The following is a 13,841-nucleotide window of genomic DNA, read 5'->3' as shown; positions in this document are numbered from 1 at the left end:
CAACCCCGACCCCGGCCCCCAACCCCCGACCCCCATCCCGGCGACCAGCCCGGTCTCCACTCCAGGCGACCAGCCTGGCCTCCACCCCGGCCGACCAGCCTGGCCTTCAGTCCGGCCACGAGTCGGGCCTCCAGCCTGGCCATGAGTCGGGCCACGAGTCCCGGCGATCGTGGTGGAGCCGCCCGTGGCTGCCCGTGGCTGCGCGTGGTCGCCCCTGGTCGCCCGTGGCCGCCGCCTGTGGTCGCCTGTGGTCGCCGGGTCGGTGCCGCTCAGCCGACCGTGCGCCAGCTCTGCTCCTCGACCAGTTCGACGCTGCGCCAGCCGGCGGAGGTGTGCCGCATGCGATGGTGGTACCAGCCGCCGCCGTGCAGGAACCCTTCGGTTCTCGCACTGACCATCTCCTGGGTCGGTCCCAGCGTGTCGGTGAACGGCGCGCTCACCCGCGCCTCGCCGTCGCGGAAGTTGATGGTGGCGGCCCCGACCAGATGCAGCCGGGCCGGCCAGTGCCGCAGGACGTCGGCCAGCCAAGCCTTGACGTCGTCCCGGGTGCCCTTGACACCGCCGGAGGAGCTGTAGTCGATCAGCGCCTCCTCGGTGAACACCACGTCGAGCAGCTCCCACCGGCCGGAGTCGATGGCGCGGGTGTAGCGGGCCAGCAGGTCGGTGATCTCAAGGCGGTCGGCGATTTCCGTCGCGTCCATGAGGCGATCGTCGCGCTGAGAGCCCCCGCCGACCAGAGCCCCGCCCACCAGAGCTCTGCCGACCAGAAACCCCGCCGACCAGAGCCTCTGCCCACCAGAGCCGCCGCCCACCAGGGCCCCTTCGGCCAGAGCCGCCGCCCACCAGAGCCCCGGCCTTCGCTCGGCCGGCGAGCCCTGCTGCCACCGGGTCGAGCGGGATCCGTGCGACCCGCCGAGCCCCCGCCGGGGCCTGACATCACAAAGCCCCGGCTGGTGAGCCGGGGCCGTGAAAGAGTCGAACTGGTGGACGATACTGGGATTGAACCAGTGACCTCTTCCGTGTCAGGGAAGCGCTCTCCCGCTGAGCTAATCGTCCTTACAGAGGTGGCGACGGGATTTGAACCCGTGTGGACGGCTTTGCAGGCCGCTGCCTCGCCTCTCGGCCACGCCACCGAGCCGGAAGCTCCGAGCGGAAGACGGGATTCGAACCCGCGACCCTCACCTTGGCAAGGTGATGCTCTACCACTGAGCCACTTCCGCGTCCGCCCCACTTGCGCCGGGCGACGAGAGAACTCTAGCGAATCCTGGCCCAGTCCCCAAACTGGAATATGCCCGCCCAGGTCAGGTATGGCCGCCGTTGACGGTGATGCGCTCCCCGGTGACGTACGCGCCGCCCTCCGAAGCGAGGTAGGACACCGCCGCCGCCACGTCCTCGGGCGTGCCCATCCGGCCCAGCGGCACCTCGTTCAGGTAGTCGCTCCGGTCGAGGCCGGCGTGCCGCTCCACCGGGATCCAGCCGGGTGCGACGACGTTGACCGTGATGCCGTACGGGCCGAGCTCCCGCGCCCACACCTGCGCCAGGGCGTGCTGGGCGCTCTTGGCCGCGAGGTAGGCGGACATGCCGGGCAGCCTGCGGTCCACGATGTCGGAGCCGATCTGGACGACCCGGCCGCCGCCGCGCTCCCGCATGCCCGGCAGCACCGCCTGCACCAACAGCGTCGGGCTCTTGACGAAAAAGCGGAGCTGATCGAGGTGGGCCTCCCAGCTGAGCTCCGGTAAGGGGATCGACGGCTGGGGCCCGGTCGCGTTGACCACCAGCACCGAAACCGTCCCCAGCCGGTCGCCGACGGCGGCCACCAGGCCCGTCACCTCGGCCTCGTCGGTCACGTCGGCCGCGAACGACTCGGCGCGCCCGCCCGCCGCCTGGATGGCGTCCACCACCCGCCCGGCGCCGGCGGCGTCGGTGTGGTAGTTGACGGCGACGGCCAGCCCGTCGGCCGCCAGCCTGAGCGCGATCGCGGCCCCGAGGCCGCGCGACGCGCCGGTCACGAGGGCAACAGTCATGACCCACGACTCTAGCCACCCCGCCCCACCCGGACCACAGCCCCGCACACGCCCTGAACTCCTGTCCGGAGCCGTCTCGCACTCACGGCGGGCGGTGCGGGGCACCTCCGGGTTGCGTTCTCGGACGGCCCTGGTTAGGTAAGGGCGCGCGTGCCGGATCCGGCCTCGGGTAGGGCCCGGACGTGGGGGAAAACGATGTGATCGACGTGCTGGTGACCCAGCACGGCCAGATCAGGGACCTGTTCGACGAGGTGGAGCAGGCGCCGCCGGACAAGGTGGGCGAGGCGTTCGAGCGGCTGACGCGGATGTTGTCGGTGCACGAGACGGCCGAGGAGGAGATCGTCCACCCGTACGCGCGCAGGAAGCTCGACGGCGGCGAGGGCGTGGTCGACGACCGGCTGAACGAGGAGAACCGCGCCAAGCGGCTCCTGCTGGGCCTGCACCGGATCGGGGTGGAGGACCCGGCGTTCTGGGACCGCCTGGCCGTGTTGCGCACCGCCGTGACGGAGCACGCGCGCAGCGAGGAACGGTACGAGTTCGCCCAGCTACGCGCGAACACCTCCGTGGTCGAGCGCCGGGCCATGGCGGCGGCCGTACGGGCGGCCGAGGCGCTCGCCCCGATCCGCCCGCACCCCGGCACGGAGAGCGCCGCCATGAGCGTGCTGGTGGGCACGCCGCTCGCGGTGATGGACCGGGCCCGCGAAATGATCCGCAAAGCCCTGGGCAAGCGGCAATAACGCGACCCACGACACCGGCCCCGGAACGGCGGCGTGCGGCAGCGGCACGACTCTTAGACGCCGGGCGAAATGTCGGCGCCGTAACGTCGAAGTATGGAGTACATCGCTCATGATGCCGACATAGCGCCCGTCGCCACGCTCATCGCGGACCCGACCCGGGCGGCCATGCTCACGGCCCTGCTCGGCGGCCGGGCCCTGGCGGCGGGCGAGCTGGCCAGGATCTCCGGCGTGAGCGCGGCCACCGCCAGTGCCCACCTGGCCCGGCTGCTCGGCGGCGGGCTGGTGGACGTCGTGAGCCAGGGCCGCCACCGTTACTACCGGCTGGCCGGGCACGAGGTGGCCGAGGTGCTGGAGGTGCTGGCAAGGATGAGCGCCCGCCGGCCGGTACGCTCCCTGCGCCAGTCCCGCCAGGCCAAGCTGCTGGAGGAGGCCCGCACCTGCTACGACCACCTGGCAGGACGGGCCGGGGTGAGCCTGCTCGACCGGCTCAAGGAGGGTGGCCACTACGCGGCGCACGACCTGACGGAGACGGGGGAGCGGCTGCTGACCAGGCTGGGCGTGGACGTGCCGGACGCGCGCCGGGCCAGGAGGCGGTTCGCGCCCGAGTGCCTGGACTGGACGGAGCGCAGGTCGCACCTCGGCGGCGCGCTCGGGGCGGCGATCACCACCGTGTTGCTGGAGCGGGGCTGGTACCGGCGCGGGACGACGCCACGGGCGGTGGTTCTCACCGATGAGGGCAGGCGGGGGCTGGCGGAACTTCTGCCCGGTAAGGAGCTAACATCACATACGCCGGTTACCTAGCAGCGAGAGAGACATCATGCGCGACAACGGAGTCGTGAACGTCGGCCCGGAGCCCCTGACCTTCGACGACGTCATCAGGGTGGCCCGGTACGGCGCCCCCGTACAGCTCACCGACGACGCGATGGCCGCCATCGCGGCCGCCCGCCAGCGGGTGGACGAGCTGGCCGAGAGCCCCACGCCCGCCTACGGCATCTCCACCGGGTTCGGGGCGCTGGCCACCCGGCACATCGACCCCGCGCTGCGCGCCCAGCTCCAGCGCTCCCTCGTACGCTCCCACGCGGCGGGCAACGGCCCCGAGGTCGAGACCGAGGTCGTACGCGCGCTCATGCTGCTGCGCCTGCACACGCTGGCCACCGGTCACACCGGCATCAGGCCGACCACGGCCAAGACCCTGGCGGCCCTGATCAGCGCGGAGATCACGCCGATCGTGCACGAGTACGGCAGCCTCGGCTGCTCGGGCGACCTGGCGCCGCTGGCCCACGTCGCGCTGACGCTGATGGGCGAGGGCGTCGTACGGGACAAGTCCGGAGACGTGCAGTCGGCCGCCGAGGCGCTCAAGCAGGCCAGGATCGAGCCGGTCGAGCTGGCCGCCAAGGAGGGCCTGGCGCTGATCAACGGCACGGACGGCATGCTGGGCATGCTCATCCTCGCCATCGACGACCTCACCAGGCTCGTCAGGACCGCGGACGTGAGCGCCGCGATGAGCGTGGAGGCGCTGCTGGGCACCGACCGGGTGTTCGCCCCGGAGCTGCAGGCGCTCCGGCCGCACCCGGGCCAGGCGTTGTCAGCCGCCAATATGACGAAAATTCTGCAAAATTCCGGCATCATGGCCAGCCATCGCGACCCCGAGAACTGCGCCCGCGTCCAGGACGCCTACTCCCTGCGCTGCGCCCCCCAGGTCGCCGGCGCCGCCCGCGACACGATCGCGCACGCGGCCACGGTGGCCGGCTGGGAGCTGGCCAGCGCCATCGACAACCCGGCGGTGCTGGCCGACGGCCGGGTGGAGTCCAACGGCAACTTCCACGGCGCGCCCGTCGCCTACGTCCTGGACTTCCTCGCCGTCGTGGCCGCCGACCTGGCCTCGATGTCGGAGCGCCGTACCGACCGCTTCCTGGACGTGGCCCGCAACCACGGGCTGCCCGCGTTCCTGGCGCACGACCCCGGCGTGGACTCCGGCCACATGATCGCCCAGTACACCCAGGCCGCCATCGTCTCCGAGCTCAAGCGCCTGGCCGTGCCCGCCAGCGTGGACTCCATCCCCAGCTCGGCCATGCAGGAGGACCACGTCTCCATGGGCTGGTCGGCCGCCCGCAAGCTGCGCCGTTCCGTGGACGGGCTGACCAGGGTGCTGGCCGTCGAGGTGCTGACCGCCGCCCGCGCGCTCGACCTGCGCGCCCCGCTGGAGCCCGCGCCCGCCACGGCGGCCGTGGTCACGGCGCTGCGCGAGACCGTGCCCGCCCCCGGCCCCGACCGGTTCCTGGCGCCCGAGATCGACGCCGCCGTGCGCCTGGTCGCCGAGGGCGGGGTGGTGGCCGCGGCGGAGTCGGTCACGGGCGCGCTCGCCTAGCGTCCCGGGGACGGCAGCGCGACGATCAGGTCCACCTCCAGCAGCAACCCCGGCATGAACAGCCTCGACACCTCCACGGTGGTGCTGGCCGGAGGTGTACCGGTGATGTACTTCCTGCGCACCTTGCCGTATTCCAGCCGATCATCCATGTCCGTCAGGTACGTCCTGATGAACGCGACATCCCCGAACGTCGCGCCCTGATCGGCCAGGATGCGTGAGATGACCTGGAAGACGTGCTCGGCCTGGGCCGCCATCGACCCTTCCCCGACCACGTCGCCCCGCTCGTCGAACGCGGCCTGGCCGGAGATGTAGAGCATGTCACCCACGCGAACGGCGTGCGAGTACGCGCCGTTCGTGGCCGGGATCGCCGCCAGGTTGAGCGGCACCGCCCGGGACACCGGCGCGGCGCCTGACCCGGTCGCGGCGCCTGACCCAGTCGCGGCGGCTGGCCCGGTCGTAGCGGCGGATCCGGCGGTGGTAGCGGATCCGGTGGCGGTGGCCGACCCGGTGGCGGGAGCGGACCCGGTGGCGGGAGCGGACCCGGTGGCGTGGGCGGGTGCGGTCTTGGCGGTGTCGGGTTCGCCGGGGGCCGTGGCGGCGACGTGCCCGGCGATGGCCGTCAGGTCGCGTTCGCCCAGTCCGGCCGCCTGCGCCTCGCGCAGCACGGACCGGGCGGTCCCGATGGTCGAGGCGGTCGGCGGGACGCCGTTCCAGGTGGCCAGCTCCAGGTCCTTGAGCGCGTGGGCGAGCGAGTAGCGGGTCTCGGGGGAGGGCACGCGCAGCCGTTCCGCCAGCGGGCCCAGCGGGGTGCGGGACAGCACGTCGATCAGCGCGTCGCGGTCCACGCCGTGCGCGGCGGCGTACGCGAGGGTCTCGGCCAGCAGCACCTGAGCGGGCACGAGCGCACTCATGACGGCGATCTTCATCGCCGCGCCGGAGCCCAGCGGGCCGAGCTCCACCACCGACCCGAACACCGACAGCACCTCCCGGCACCGGGCCGCCTCATCGTCACCCAGCCCCGCCTCCGATGCCCCGGCCGGCCCACCGGTCAGTCCGCCTGCAAGCCCGCCAACCAGCAGGGTCAAGGTGCCGTCGGTGGCGGGACCCACGCTGCCCAGGACCGGCGCGTCCACCAGCGCCACCGACGGGGGCAGCAGCCCGCGCAGCTCGCGCACCGCCTCGGGGCCGATCGTGGACATCTCCACCACCGTCGTGCCCGGTGCCAGCCCTGGCAGGGCGGCCGTCAGCACCTCGAGCACCGCCGCCGGGTCGCTGAGCATCGTGATGACCAGCTCAGCCCCGTCCACCGCCGTGGCGGCGGTCACCCCCGTGCCCCGCCGCCACGTTCTCACCTGGTGCCCGGCCGCCACGAGACGCCGGGCCATCGGGACGCCCATGCGCCCCTGTCCGAGAAATGCAATCACCTGCCTCAGTGAACAGGGATGCGAGGTATTCCACCAGCGACTAGATTGCATATCAGCCATGCTTGACACGAATGCCTTGGACACCGCGACGCTGCGGCTCTTCGACGAGGTCGCCCGCGGCGGCTCGTTCACCGCCGCCGCCGAGCTGCTCGGATACACCCAGTCGGCGGTCTCCCGCCGCGTCGCCGCGCTGGAGCGCGCCGCCGGCGGGCCGCTCTTCGAACGCCTGGCCCGGGGCGTGCGCCTGACCCCCGCGGGCGCCGCGCTGCACCGGCACGCCGTGGCCGTGCTCGATCGGCTCGAACGCGCCGGGGAGGAGCTGGCCGCCATCCACGGCGGCCGGGGCGGGACGTTGCGGGTGGGCTCGTTCGCCACCGCCAACGTGGACCTGGTGCCCGGTACGCTCAGACGGTTCGCCGCCCGCCGTCCGGACGTCGGGCTGCGGGTGGTCGAAGGGCTTAGCGGGGCCCTGATGGACCGGTTGCGCGCGGGCGCCCTGGACGTGGCCGTGATCAGCGACTACCCGGCCGGGCTGCCTGCCGAGGGCGCCCGTACGGTGCCGCTGCTGGCCGACCGGCTGCTGGTCGCGCTGCCCGGCGATCACCGGCTGGCCGCGGCCGACGACGTGGACCTGCGGGACCTGGCCGGGGAGAGCTGGATCGAGGCGGCGCCGCGCGGCCAGCCGACCCTGCTGGTGACCGCGTGCGCGGCGGCCGGCTTCACGCCGCGTACCGGGCTGCGGGTGGCCGAGTGGACGGGCAAGTTCGGGTTCGTCGCCGCCGGGCTGGGGGTGACGCTGGTGCCGGAGCTGGCGGCGCGGGCCGTACCGCCGGGGTTGGTGCTGCGGCCGTTGCGCGGGATGGTCCCCGTGCGGCGGGTGTACGCGGCCCTGCCCGAGGCGCCGCTGCCCGCCGCGCTGGAGCTGGTCGGAATGCTGGGAGAATGGAAGGCGTGTACGACGGTTTCGCCCACTTAGGCAACATGCTGGCGACCGAGTTGCGCGACGTGACGTCCGACCTGGCCGCGCTCGACGGCGAGGGCTGGTGGGCGGTCGTCGTGGACTACGAGGGCAAGGTGACGTGCGCCCGGTTCGACCGGGTGCGCCGCGCACCCCTGCCCGCGGCGGCGAAGCCCTGGCACGGGCCGCGTCCCGACCAGTGGCACAGCTCGCTCGACCGGCCCGCCTACGAGCGCGGCGTGCGGGCGATCCGGGACCACATCGAGCGGGGCGAGGTCTATCAGGCGAATCTTTGCCGGATTTTGACGGCTCCCGTCCCGCCGGACGCCGACCCGCTCGCGCTGGCCACCCGCCTGGCCGCCGGAAACCCCGCTCCTTACGCGGCCGTCATCCGGGTGCCCGGGCTCAGCGTGGTGTCCGCCTCGCCGGAGCTCTACCTGTCGCGCACCGGTGACGTCGTGGAGTCCCGGCCCATCAAGGGCACCGGCGCGACCGAAGCCGACCTGCTGGAGAAGGACTACGCCGAGAACGTCATGATCGTCGACCTGGTCCGCAACGACCTCGGCAGGGTCGCGGCGGTCGGCTCGGTCGAGGTCCCGGCGCTGTGCGCGGTCGAGGAGCATCCCGGGCTCGTTCACCTCGTCTCGACCGTACGGGCCCGGTTGGAGCCGGGGACGGGGTGGCCGGAGTTGTTCGCGGCCACGTTCCCGCCGGGGTCCGTCACGGGCGCGCCCAAGTCGTCGGCACTGAGGATCATCAATGAGCTCGAACCAACACCCCGCGGCCCGTACTGTGGGGCCGTGGGCTGGGTAGACGCCGACCGAGGCAGGGCGGCGCTGGCCGTCGGCATCAGAACATTCTGGATCTCGGAAGGCGAGATCCGGTTCGGCACGGGAGCGGGCATCACCTGGGGCAGTGACCCCGGACGCGAATGGCTCGAGACCGAGCTCAAGGCAGCCAGGCTCATAGCACTGGCATCCACAGGAGGAACTGAATGAACATCCCGGTCTGGGTCAACGGGGAGCTGATCGACCCCGCACAGGCCACTGTCTCGGTGTTCGACCACGGCCTGATGGTCGGCGACGGCGTCTTCGAGACCATCAAGATCGTGAACGGTGAGTCGTTCGCGCTCACCAGGCACCTCGATCGGCTCACGCTCTCCGCCCAGCGCATGGACCTGCCCGAACCGGACGTCGAGGCCATCGCCGACGGCATCGCGAAGTGCCTGGAGGCCGCGCCGGCCTGGGCGCTCGGCCGCATCCGGGTCACCTACACCAGCGGTCCTGGCCCGCTCGGCTCCGACCGGGGCGACCAGGGGACCACGTCCGTGGTGATCGTGGACGAGCAGAAGCCGTTCCCCGCCACGGCGAGCGTCGCCGTCGTCCCCTGGCCGCGCAACGAGCGCGGCGCGCTGTCCGGGGTGAAGAGCACCTCCTACGGCGACAACGCCAAGGCGCTGCTGCACGCCAAGCGGCGCGGCGGCGGGGAGGCCATCTTCGGCAACCTCGCGGGCAACCTGTGCGAGGGCACCGGCTCCAACATCTTCATCGTCCGCGGCGGGCGGCTGCTCACGCCGCCCCTGGAGTCCGGCTGCCTGGCCGGCGTCACGCGGGCGCTGGTGCTCGAGTGGTGCGGCGGCGAGGAGGCCGACGTGCCCCTGTCGGCCCTCTACGAGGCCGAGGAGGCGTTCCTGACCTCGACCACGCGCGACATCCAGCCGATCGCGCGGGTCGACGACACGGAGCTGCCGATCGCGCCCGGCCCGATCACCGCCAAGGCCATGCGCGTCTTCGCCGAGCGCTCCGCCGCCGACCTCAACCCCTGACCCCCCGCTCGGCCCCACCCCACCCGGTGGGGCCGCCCCCGGCGGCACCGCTCCCGCCTCGGACACCACACACGGTGGGGCCGTCTCGGTCCGGGCGCCGCGCTGGAGTGGAGCCGCTGTCGGTCCGGGCGCCGCGCTCGGTGGGGCTGCTCCCCGTCCGGGTGCCGCATTCTGTGGGACCGCTCCCACCGGCTCGGCAGCGTGACCCGGTCGGGTTTCGGGTTGTGCGTGGGTTTCGGGTCTGACTCTGCGGCGCTACGATTTGCGCAGGATCGCCTCCGACGCAGGGTGAGCCCAGATGAGTGCTGATGGTGGCATTCCGGCACCGCCGATCTCGACGATGGGCGCGATCGTCTCCGTGGAGCGGGTGCTGGCGCGCACGCCGGCCCTGGCCGTCCTGCTGCCGATGATCCAGGTCTACGACTCCGGCTGCCTGCTCAACATGGACGTCGTGGCCCGCAACGCCGCCGCCCCCAGAGGGTTGGCACTGCAGCTCGACGCGGCCTTCTCCGGCGAGGAGGGCACCTCGCTGCACATCACGCTGCGCTATCCGGACGGCCGCGAGGTGGCCTCCGACATGGACCACCACTGCGCGCCGCCGAGCCTGTCCTGGTTTCCAGGAGGAGTGCGCGGCGACGCGTCATACACCCTTTACCAGATGCCGCTGTGGCTGTTTCCGCTGCCGCCGCCGCAGAAGTTCCTGCTCACCGTGGAATGGCCCTGGGCCGGCATCGGGCCCGAGGTGGTGCCGCTCGACGGCGCCGCCATCGCGGTCGCGGCGGCGCGGTCGGCACGCTGCTGGCCCCCATGAAGCACGGGCAGAGGCTCAGTACGACTTCTGGGTCTGTACGTTGAAGTCATCCATCTTGACCTGCTTGGCCGGATCGGTGAGCGGGTCGTTGATCTCGATGACGTCCAGGCCCTCCTGTATGTCGCTGGAGTAGATGTAGCCGTTGTAGTAGTAGGCCGACCAGGCTCCGGCGATGCCCCCGCCCCCGGGGAACGGCCCGCGCTCGAAGTAGCCGATCTCCTTGGGGCTGGCCGAGTCGGTGAAGTCCCAGATCGACACGCCGCCCTGGTACCACGCCTGGACCATGATGTCCTTGCCCGGTACCGGGAGGAGGGAGCCGTTGTGGGCCACGCAGTTCTCGTTCGGCTGCTGCTCCCTGGGGATCTTGAAGTAGCTGCGCCGCTCCAGCCGGTTGTTCACCAGGTCGTAGACGGCGTTCGCGCCCTTGGTGACCGGGGTGTTGTGGTCGCAGGTGGGCTGGCCGCCGCCGCCCAGCTCGTCGCCGAACACGACCTTGGTGGCGTCGTTGTTGAACGTCGCCGAGTGCCAGATCTGGAAGTTCTCCTTGTCGGTGATCTGCTGCAGCACCTTGGGCGCGACCGGGTCGGAGATGTCCAGCAGCACGCCGTCACCGAAGCAGGCGGCCGCGGCCAGCTTCTTCTCCGGGTAGGCGGTGATGTCGTGGCAGCCGGAGGCGAAGTCGGAGCTCTGGCGCTCCGGGAAGATATCCGGCTTAGCCACGATTTTTGCTGACTCGGGCGACTTGAGCGGGACTTCTACGATCTGGATGAGTTCGTGGGGCGGCGGGCAGGTCTCCGAACCCGGTTCCGGGCCGGGCGAGGAGACGTACACGTACAGGCGGTCGCCGTCGGGGACCATCGTGTGCGTGTGCGAGCCGCAGTCGGTGGCGACCGCGCCGACGTACTTGGGGCTCTTCTTGTCGCTGACGTCGAAGAGCCGCAGGCCCTCCCAGGCCCGCCCGTCCGGGTCCGAGTCGCACTCCTCGCCGCCGCTTGGCTGGTCGATCGACAGGATCAGCAGGTCGTCGTAGATGGTGACGTCGTTCTGCTGCGCCGGGCAGGAAACCTGGCTCACGAGCTCGGGCTTGGTCGGTTCGCTGATGTCGTAGATCGCGAACCCGCCGAAGTTGCCCACGTACGCGTAGTCGCCCTGGAAGGCCAGGTCGGTGTTGAAGTCGCCCTCCTTGTCGAGCGGGGCGACCTTCGGCATGTTGGCGACGAGCCTGACATTGTCGCTCGTCATCACCTCACCGGAGGGGATCGCGGCCGGCGTGCTGGGAGAGGGGCTGGTCTCCTGCGGTCCGGCGGTGGGCGCCGAGGTCTCGGAGGCCGGCTGCGCGCCCGCTCCGCACGCCGAGACCAGTAACAGCACCGTACACAGTAACGCTCCGCGCACCTTGGCAGAGATCAACGCGCATCCCCTTTGTCTCGTAGCTCACTATGGAAGCTATGCCAGTGGGTTCGCGCATGTGTACGGTCTTCATCACAGTTGTGATTACATTCACCATCGCTGCCTGCTCTGTGCAGCCCGAGGTGATTTCTCCCATAGGTACGGAGGCGCCCGTCCTCGTGCCGGGCAAGCCGGGAGAGCCGGGCCGTACCGCGACGCCGGGGGAGCGGGTCGGGCAGTCGCCCCAGCCGACGGTGGCCTCGGACGTCCGCTTCGCGGAGGCCATGATCCCGCACCACCGCCAGGCCCTGGAGATGACCTCGCTGGTCGAGGCGCGTACCACGACGGCGGTCGTCCGCTCGTTAGCCCGCTCGATCACGGTCGCGCAGACCCCGGAGATCCGCACGATGACCGGCTGGCTGGCCGAGCTGGGCCGTCCCGCCCCCGCCGCGCACGAGCACGCGCCGGCGGCGGGCTACGGCATGGCGTCGGAGGCCGAGCTGAACGCGCTGCGCGCCGCCCGGGGCACGGCCTTCGACCGGATGTTCCTGCGGCTCATGACCCGGCACCACCAGGGTGCGGTGAAGATGGCCGGCGAGGAGCTGGCGGGCGGCCGTGACCTGCGCATGCGGATGCTGGCCAAGGACGTCTATTCCGGGCAGAGCATCGAGATCGCCCGCATGGCCGAGGCCCTGGAGTCGCTGCCGTCCTGACGGCGATGGCTCAGGACGGCCAGAGCATGTTGGTCAGCTCGGCGTCCAGGTCCATGAAGTCGGTCTCCCGGCCCGCCGGCACCTTCTCGTAGGTGCGGTGCAGGAACTCGGTCAGCGGTGCCAGCGGCACCTCGAAGAGCGCCTGCCCGAACGGGGACGTGAGACTGATGTGGAGCGTGCGCTCGCCGTCGGCGCGCGCGGGCCATACCTGGACGTCGCCGTCACCGACACGCCGCACGATGCCCACGGTCAGCAACTCACGGGCAAAGATCCACTCGACCGGCTCGTCGTTCCCTACGTGGAAGGCCATGCGGATGGCGTACGGATCGTCGGCTGTGTAGCTCAGTCCGGCGAGCAGGGGGACGGTAGTACGGTCGGGGACCACAAGCCGAAGGCCAAGCTCGGCGGAGACGGTGGTGCTGTTCATCGTCAGCCAAACCTTTTCGTCGTAGGTCCCCTCTTCGGGGCTTTCACTGCTCTGACGGACTTCGTCCTGAGCTATGACGCGGAACGAAGAAACCTGTAGGAAAGATTCCGCTCCCGGGGCCTTCTGTAACGCACATCACAGCTGGACATTTAGGCATCTACCAGGCTAAACGGCATCAATCGGGTCGTATTTACAAGGGTTTTGCGTGTTGTGGATCCTGTCCCGGCGCACCTCGACCATGAACGTTTTCTCCCCAAAAGATCGCGATCGAAGCGTTCCGGAACACGACGATGGTATGACACCGGCGCGCCGTGCCGGTGGGCAACCGCCGCGTTTCGCCCGAATCCCTCTCGCTGGGCCCGCCGCGCCCCTCCGCCGGTTTCGCTTCGCCAGCAGGTGCCAGAGTGCGGTATGGTTTTCCCCGTCGGCACCGCAAGGAGCCGGCAGGGCGGGCGATTAGCTCAGCGGGAGAGCGCTTCGTTCACACCGAAGAGGTCACTGGTTCGATCCCAGTATCGCCCACCGGAGCACAGGCCGTCTCCCCCTTGGGGGAGGCGGCCTTTCTGGCTGTCTGGGGAGAATTCGGGGACAAGCCGTCGGATCAGGCGGGCCTCGGGTACGAGTTCATGTCGTCACGGAAAGTGTTGGTTCGATTACGGATCGCGCAGGATTGGTGCGTCCCGCGGCAAGCGCAGCAACTTTCCTGAAGGAGCACGGTCATGAAGAGAATCCTGCTCGTCCCGGCGATCGCGGCCGGGATCATCGCGATCACCGCCGGTGCCGCCCAGGCCTCGCAGTACGTCGCCTACGAAGGCCGGGGTTTCACCGGCAGATCCGTCGTCCTCGACGCCTGCGGGGTGTCCAACATCCCCTTCCACGGGTCGTACAAGTGGTACGGCGACGGGCAATCCGGTCGTATGTACAACCAGCCCAACGCCCAGGGAGTGGCTCATTTCACGCTTCCCTCCAACCGTAACGCCGAGCAGCGCACGCCTGTCGGCTGGAAGAGCATCTTCATCGTGTGCTGATCCGAAGCGGGTCGGAGAAGCGGCGGGCGGTCCTGTGACCGTGCCGCCGCGTTTTTCTTTTCTGCCACAAAGTGCACGATGGGCGCTTCGAGTAACAATGGTGGTTTCTCGACACAATGGCCGTTTTATGGCTCAGG

General features: G+C 70.9%; 14 protein-coding genes and 4 tRNA genes. 10 read left to right on the top strand and 8 right to left on the bottom strand.

Annotated features, from left to right (window positions below):
• Positions 1-269: 269 nt before the first annotated feature.
• The 5 genes from BLS95_RS52410 to BLS95_RS52390 form a co-directional block, all read right to left on the bottom strand.
• Complete coding sequence (locus tag BLS95_RS52410) at positions 270-701, bottom strand: nuclear transport factor 2 family protein (protein WP_090947122.1); 432 nt, start codon at positions 699-701, stop codon at positions 270-272.
• A 280-nt stretch (positions 702-981) separates the two neighbouring features.
• A tRNA-Val gene (locus BLS95_RS52405) sits at positions 982-1,056 on the bottom strand.
• A 6-nt stretch (positions 1,057-1,062) separates the two neighbouring features.
• Positions 1,063-1,133, bottom strand: a tRNA-Cys gene (locus BLS95_RS52400).
• 15 nt (positions 1,134-1,148) lie between these two features.
• A tRNA-Gly gene (locus BLS95_RS52395) sits at positions 1,149-1,220 on the bottom strand.
• A gap of 81 nt (positions 1,221-1,301) precedes the next feature.
• Complete coding sequence (locus BLS95_RS52390; protein ID WP_090947121.1) at positions 1,302-2,024, bottom strand: SDR family NAD(P)-dependent oxidoreductase; 723 nt, start codon at positions 2,022-2,024, stop codon at positions 1,302-1,304.
• A 182-nt stretch (positions 2,025-2,206) separates the two neighbouring features.
• Between BLS95_RS52390 and BLS95_RS52385 the strand changes: the two genes are divergently transcribed.
• The 3 genes from BLS95_RS52385 to hutH all read left to right on the top strand — a co-directional run bounded on the left by BLS95_RS52385 (position 2,207) and on the right by hutH (position 5,129).
• The gene (locus BLS95_RS52385) at positions 2,207-2,761 is read left to right on the top strand and encodes a hemerythrin domain-containing protein (protein WP_245765813.1); all 555 of its coding nucleotides are present in this window, start codon (positions 2,207-2,209) and stop codon (positions 2,759-2,761) included.
• A 93-nt stretch (positions 2,762-2,854) separates the two neighbouring features.
• Positions 2,855-3,562 (top strand): ArsR/SmtB family transcription factor, encoded by a 708-nt coding sequence (locus BLS95_RS52380; protein ID WP_090947119.1) that lies wholly within the window; start codon positions 2,855-2,857, stop codon positions 3,560-3,562.
• A 16-nt stretch (positions 3,563-3,578) separates the two neighbouring features.
• Complete coding sequence (gene hutH / locus BLS95_RS52375) at positions 3,579-5,129, top strand: histidine ammonia-lyase (protein ID WP_090947118.1); 1,551 nt, start codon at positions 3,579-3,581, stop codon at positions 5,127-5,129.
• Here the strand turns inward: hutH and BLS95_RS52370 are convergent.
• The gene (locus BLS95_RS52370; RefSeq protein WP_245765812.1) at positions 5,126-6,553 is read right to left on the bottom strand and encodes a Rid family hydrolase; all 1,428 of its coding nucleotides are present in this window, start codon (positions 6,551-6,553) and stop codon (positions 5,126-5,128) included. The genes hutH and BLS95_RS52370 overlap by 4 nt on opposite strands.
• Positions 6,554-6,611: 58 nt before the next feature.
• Between BLS95_RS52370 and BLS95_RS52365 the strand changes: the two genes are divergently transcribed.
• The 4 genes from BLS95_RS52365 (at position 6,612) to BLS95_RS52350 (ending at position 10,147) form a co-directional block, all read left to right on the top strand.
• On the top strand, positions 6,612-7,529 hold the full coding sequence (locus BLS95_RS52365) for a LysR family transcriptional regulator (protein WP_176993897.1): 918 nt from the start codon (positions 6,612-6,614) through the stop codon (positions 7,527-7,529).
• Positions 7,496-8,509 carry a chorismate-binding protein gene (locus BLS95_RS52360; RefSeq protein ID WP_090947116.1) on the top strand — a complete coding sequence of 338 codons (1,014 nt, stop codon included), beginning with the start codon at positions 7,496-7,498 and terminating at the stop codon, positions 8,507-8,509. The genes BLS95_RS52365 and BLS95_RS52360 overlap by 34 nt, the downstream gene beginning before the upstream one ends.
• Entirely contained in the window at positions 8,506-9,336 is an 831-nt protein-coding gene (locus BLS95_RS52355; RefSeq protein ID WP_176993896.1) for an aminotransferase class IV, read from the top strand. The genes BLS95_RS52360 and BLS95_RS52355 overlap by 4 nt, the downstream gene beginning before the upstream one ends.
• Positions 9,337-9,634: 298 nt before the next feature.
• Positions 9,635-10,147: a hypothetical protein gene (locus tag BLS95_RS52350; protein WP_143044293.1), complete on the top strand. Its 513-nt coding sequence runs from the start codon at positions 9,635-9,637 to the stop codon at positions 10,145-10,147.
• Between the two features lie 15 nt (positions 10,148-10,162).
• Here BLS95_RS52350 and BLS95_RS52345 read toward each other — a convergent pair whose 3' ends face one another.
• A complete protein-coding gene (locus BLS95_RS52345) occupies positions 10,163-11,557 on the bottom strand; it encodes an LVIVD repeat-containing protein (RefSeq protein WP_090947114.1) in 1,395 nt (464 codons plus the stop codon).
• A gap of 122 nt (positions 11,558-11,679) precedes the next feature.
• Here BLS95_RS52345 and BLS95_RS52340 point away from each other — a divergent pair, with 122 nt between their 5' ends.
• The gene (locus BLS95_RS52340; protein WP_245765811.1) at positions 11,680-12,249 is read left to right on the top strand and encodes a DUF305 domain-containing protein; all 570 of its coding nucleotides are present in this window, start codon (positions 11,680-11,682) and stop codon (positions 12,247-12,249) included.
• A gap of 10 nt (positions 12,250-12,259) precedes the next feature.
• Here the strand turns inward: BLS95_RS52340 and BLS95_RS52335 are convergent, their stop codons facing one another.
• Positions 12,260-12,676, bottom strand: a complete 417-nt coding sequence (locus BLS95_RS52335) for an SsgA family sporulation/cell division regulator (protein WP_020547189.1) — start codon at positions 12,674-12,676, stop codon at positions 12,260-12,262.
• Between the two features lie 450 nt (positions 12,677-13,126).
• Here BLS95_RS52335 and BLS95_RS52330 point away from each other — a divergent pair.
• Both BLS95_RS52330 and BLS95_RS52325 read left to right on the top strand, forming a co-directional pair.
• Positions 13,127-13,198, top strand: a tRNA-Val gene (locus BLS95_RS52330).
• Positions 13,199-13,395: 197 nt separating this feature from the next.
• Complete coding sequence (locus tag BLS95_RS52325; protein WP_090947112.1) at positions 13,396-13,704, top strand: MiAMP1 family antimicrobial peptide; 309 nt, start codon at positions 13,396-13,398, stop codon at positions 13,702-13,704.
• Positions 13,705-13,841: the final 137 nt, after the last annotated feature.

It is taken from the genome of Nonomuraea jiangxiensis (assembly GCF_900099965.1).
Taxonomy (GTDB): Bacteria; Actinomycetota; Actinomycetes; order Streptosporangiales; family Streptosporangiaceae; genus Nonomuraea; species Nonomuraea jiangxiensis.
This window is presented reverse-complemented; position numbering and strand designations above follow the sequence as displayed.

Excerpts from the sequence above, each read along its gene's own strand:
- BLS95_RS52410 (WP_090947122.1), bottom strand. The coding sequence starts at position 701 with ATGGACGCGACGGAAATCGCCGACCGCCTTGAGATCACCGACCTGCTG.
- BLS95_RS52390 (WP_090947121.1), bottom strand. The coding sequence starts at position 2,024 with ATGACTGTTGCCCTCGTGACCGGCGCGTCGCGCGGCCTCGGGGCCGCG.
- BLS95_RS52380 (WP_090947119.1), top strand. The coding sequence starts at position 2,855 with ATGGAGTACATCGCTCATGATGCCGACATAGCGCCCGTCGCCACGCTC.
- hutH (WP_090947118.1), top strand. The coding sequence starts at position 3,579 with ATGCGCGACAACGGAGTCGTGAACGTCGGCCCGGAGCCCCTGACCTTC.
- BLS95_RS52365 (WP_176993897.1), top strand. The coding sequence starts at position 6,612 with ATGCTTGACACGAATGCCTTGGACACCGCGACGCTGCGGCTCTTCGAC.
- BLS95_RS52360 (WP_090947116.1), top strand. The coding sequence starts at position 7,496 with ATGGAAGGCGTGTACGACGGTTTCGCCCACTTAGGCAACATGCTGGCG.
- BLS95_RS52355 (WP_176993896.1), top strand. The coding sequence starts at position 8,506 with ATGAACATCCCGGTCTGGGTCAACGGGGAGCTGATCGACCCCGCACAG.
- BLS95_RS52350 (WP_143044293.1), top strand. The coding sequence starts at position 9,635 with ATGAGTGCTGATGGTGGCATTCCGGCACCGCCGATCTCGACGATGGGC.
- BLS95_RS52335 (WP_020547189.1), bottom strand. The coding sequence starts at position 12,676 with ATGAACAGCACCACCGTCTCCGCCGAGCTTGGCCTTCGGCTTGTGGTC.
- BLS95_RS52325 (WP_090947112.1), top strand. The coding sequence starts at position 13,396 with ATGAAGAGAATCCTGCTCGTCCCGGCGATCGCGGCCGGGATCATCGCG.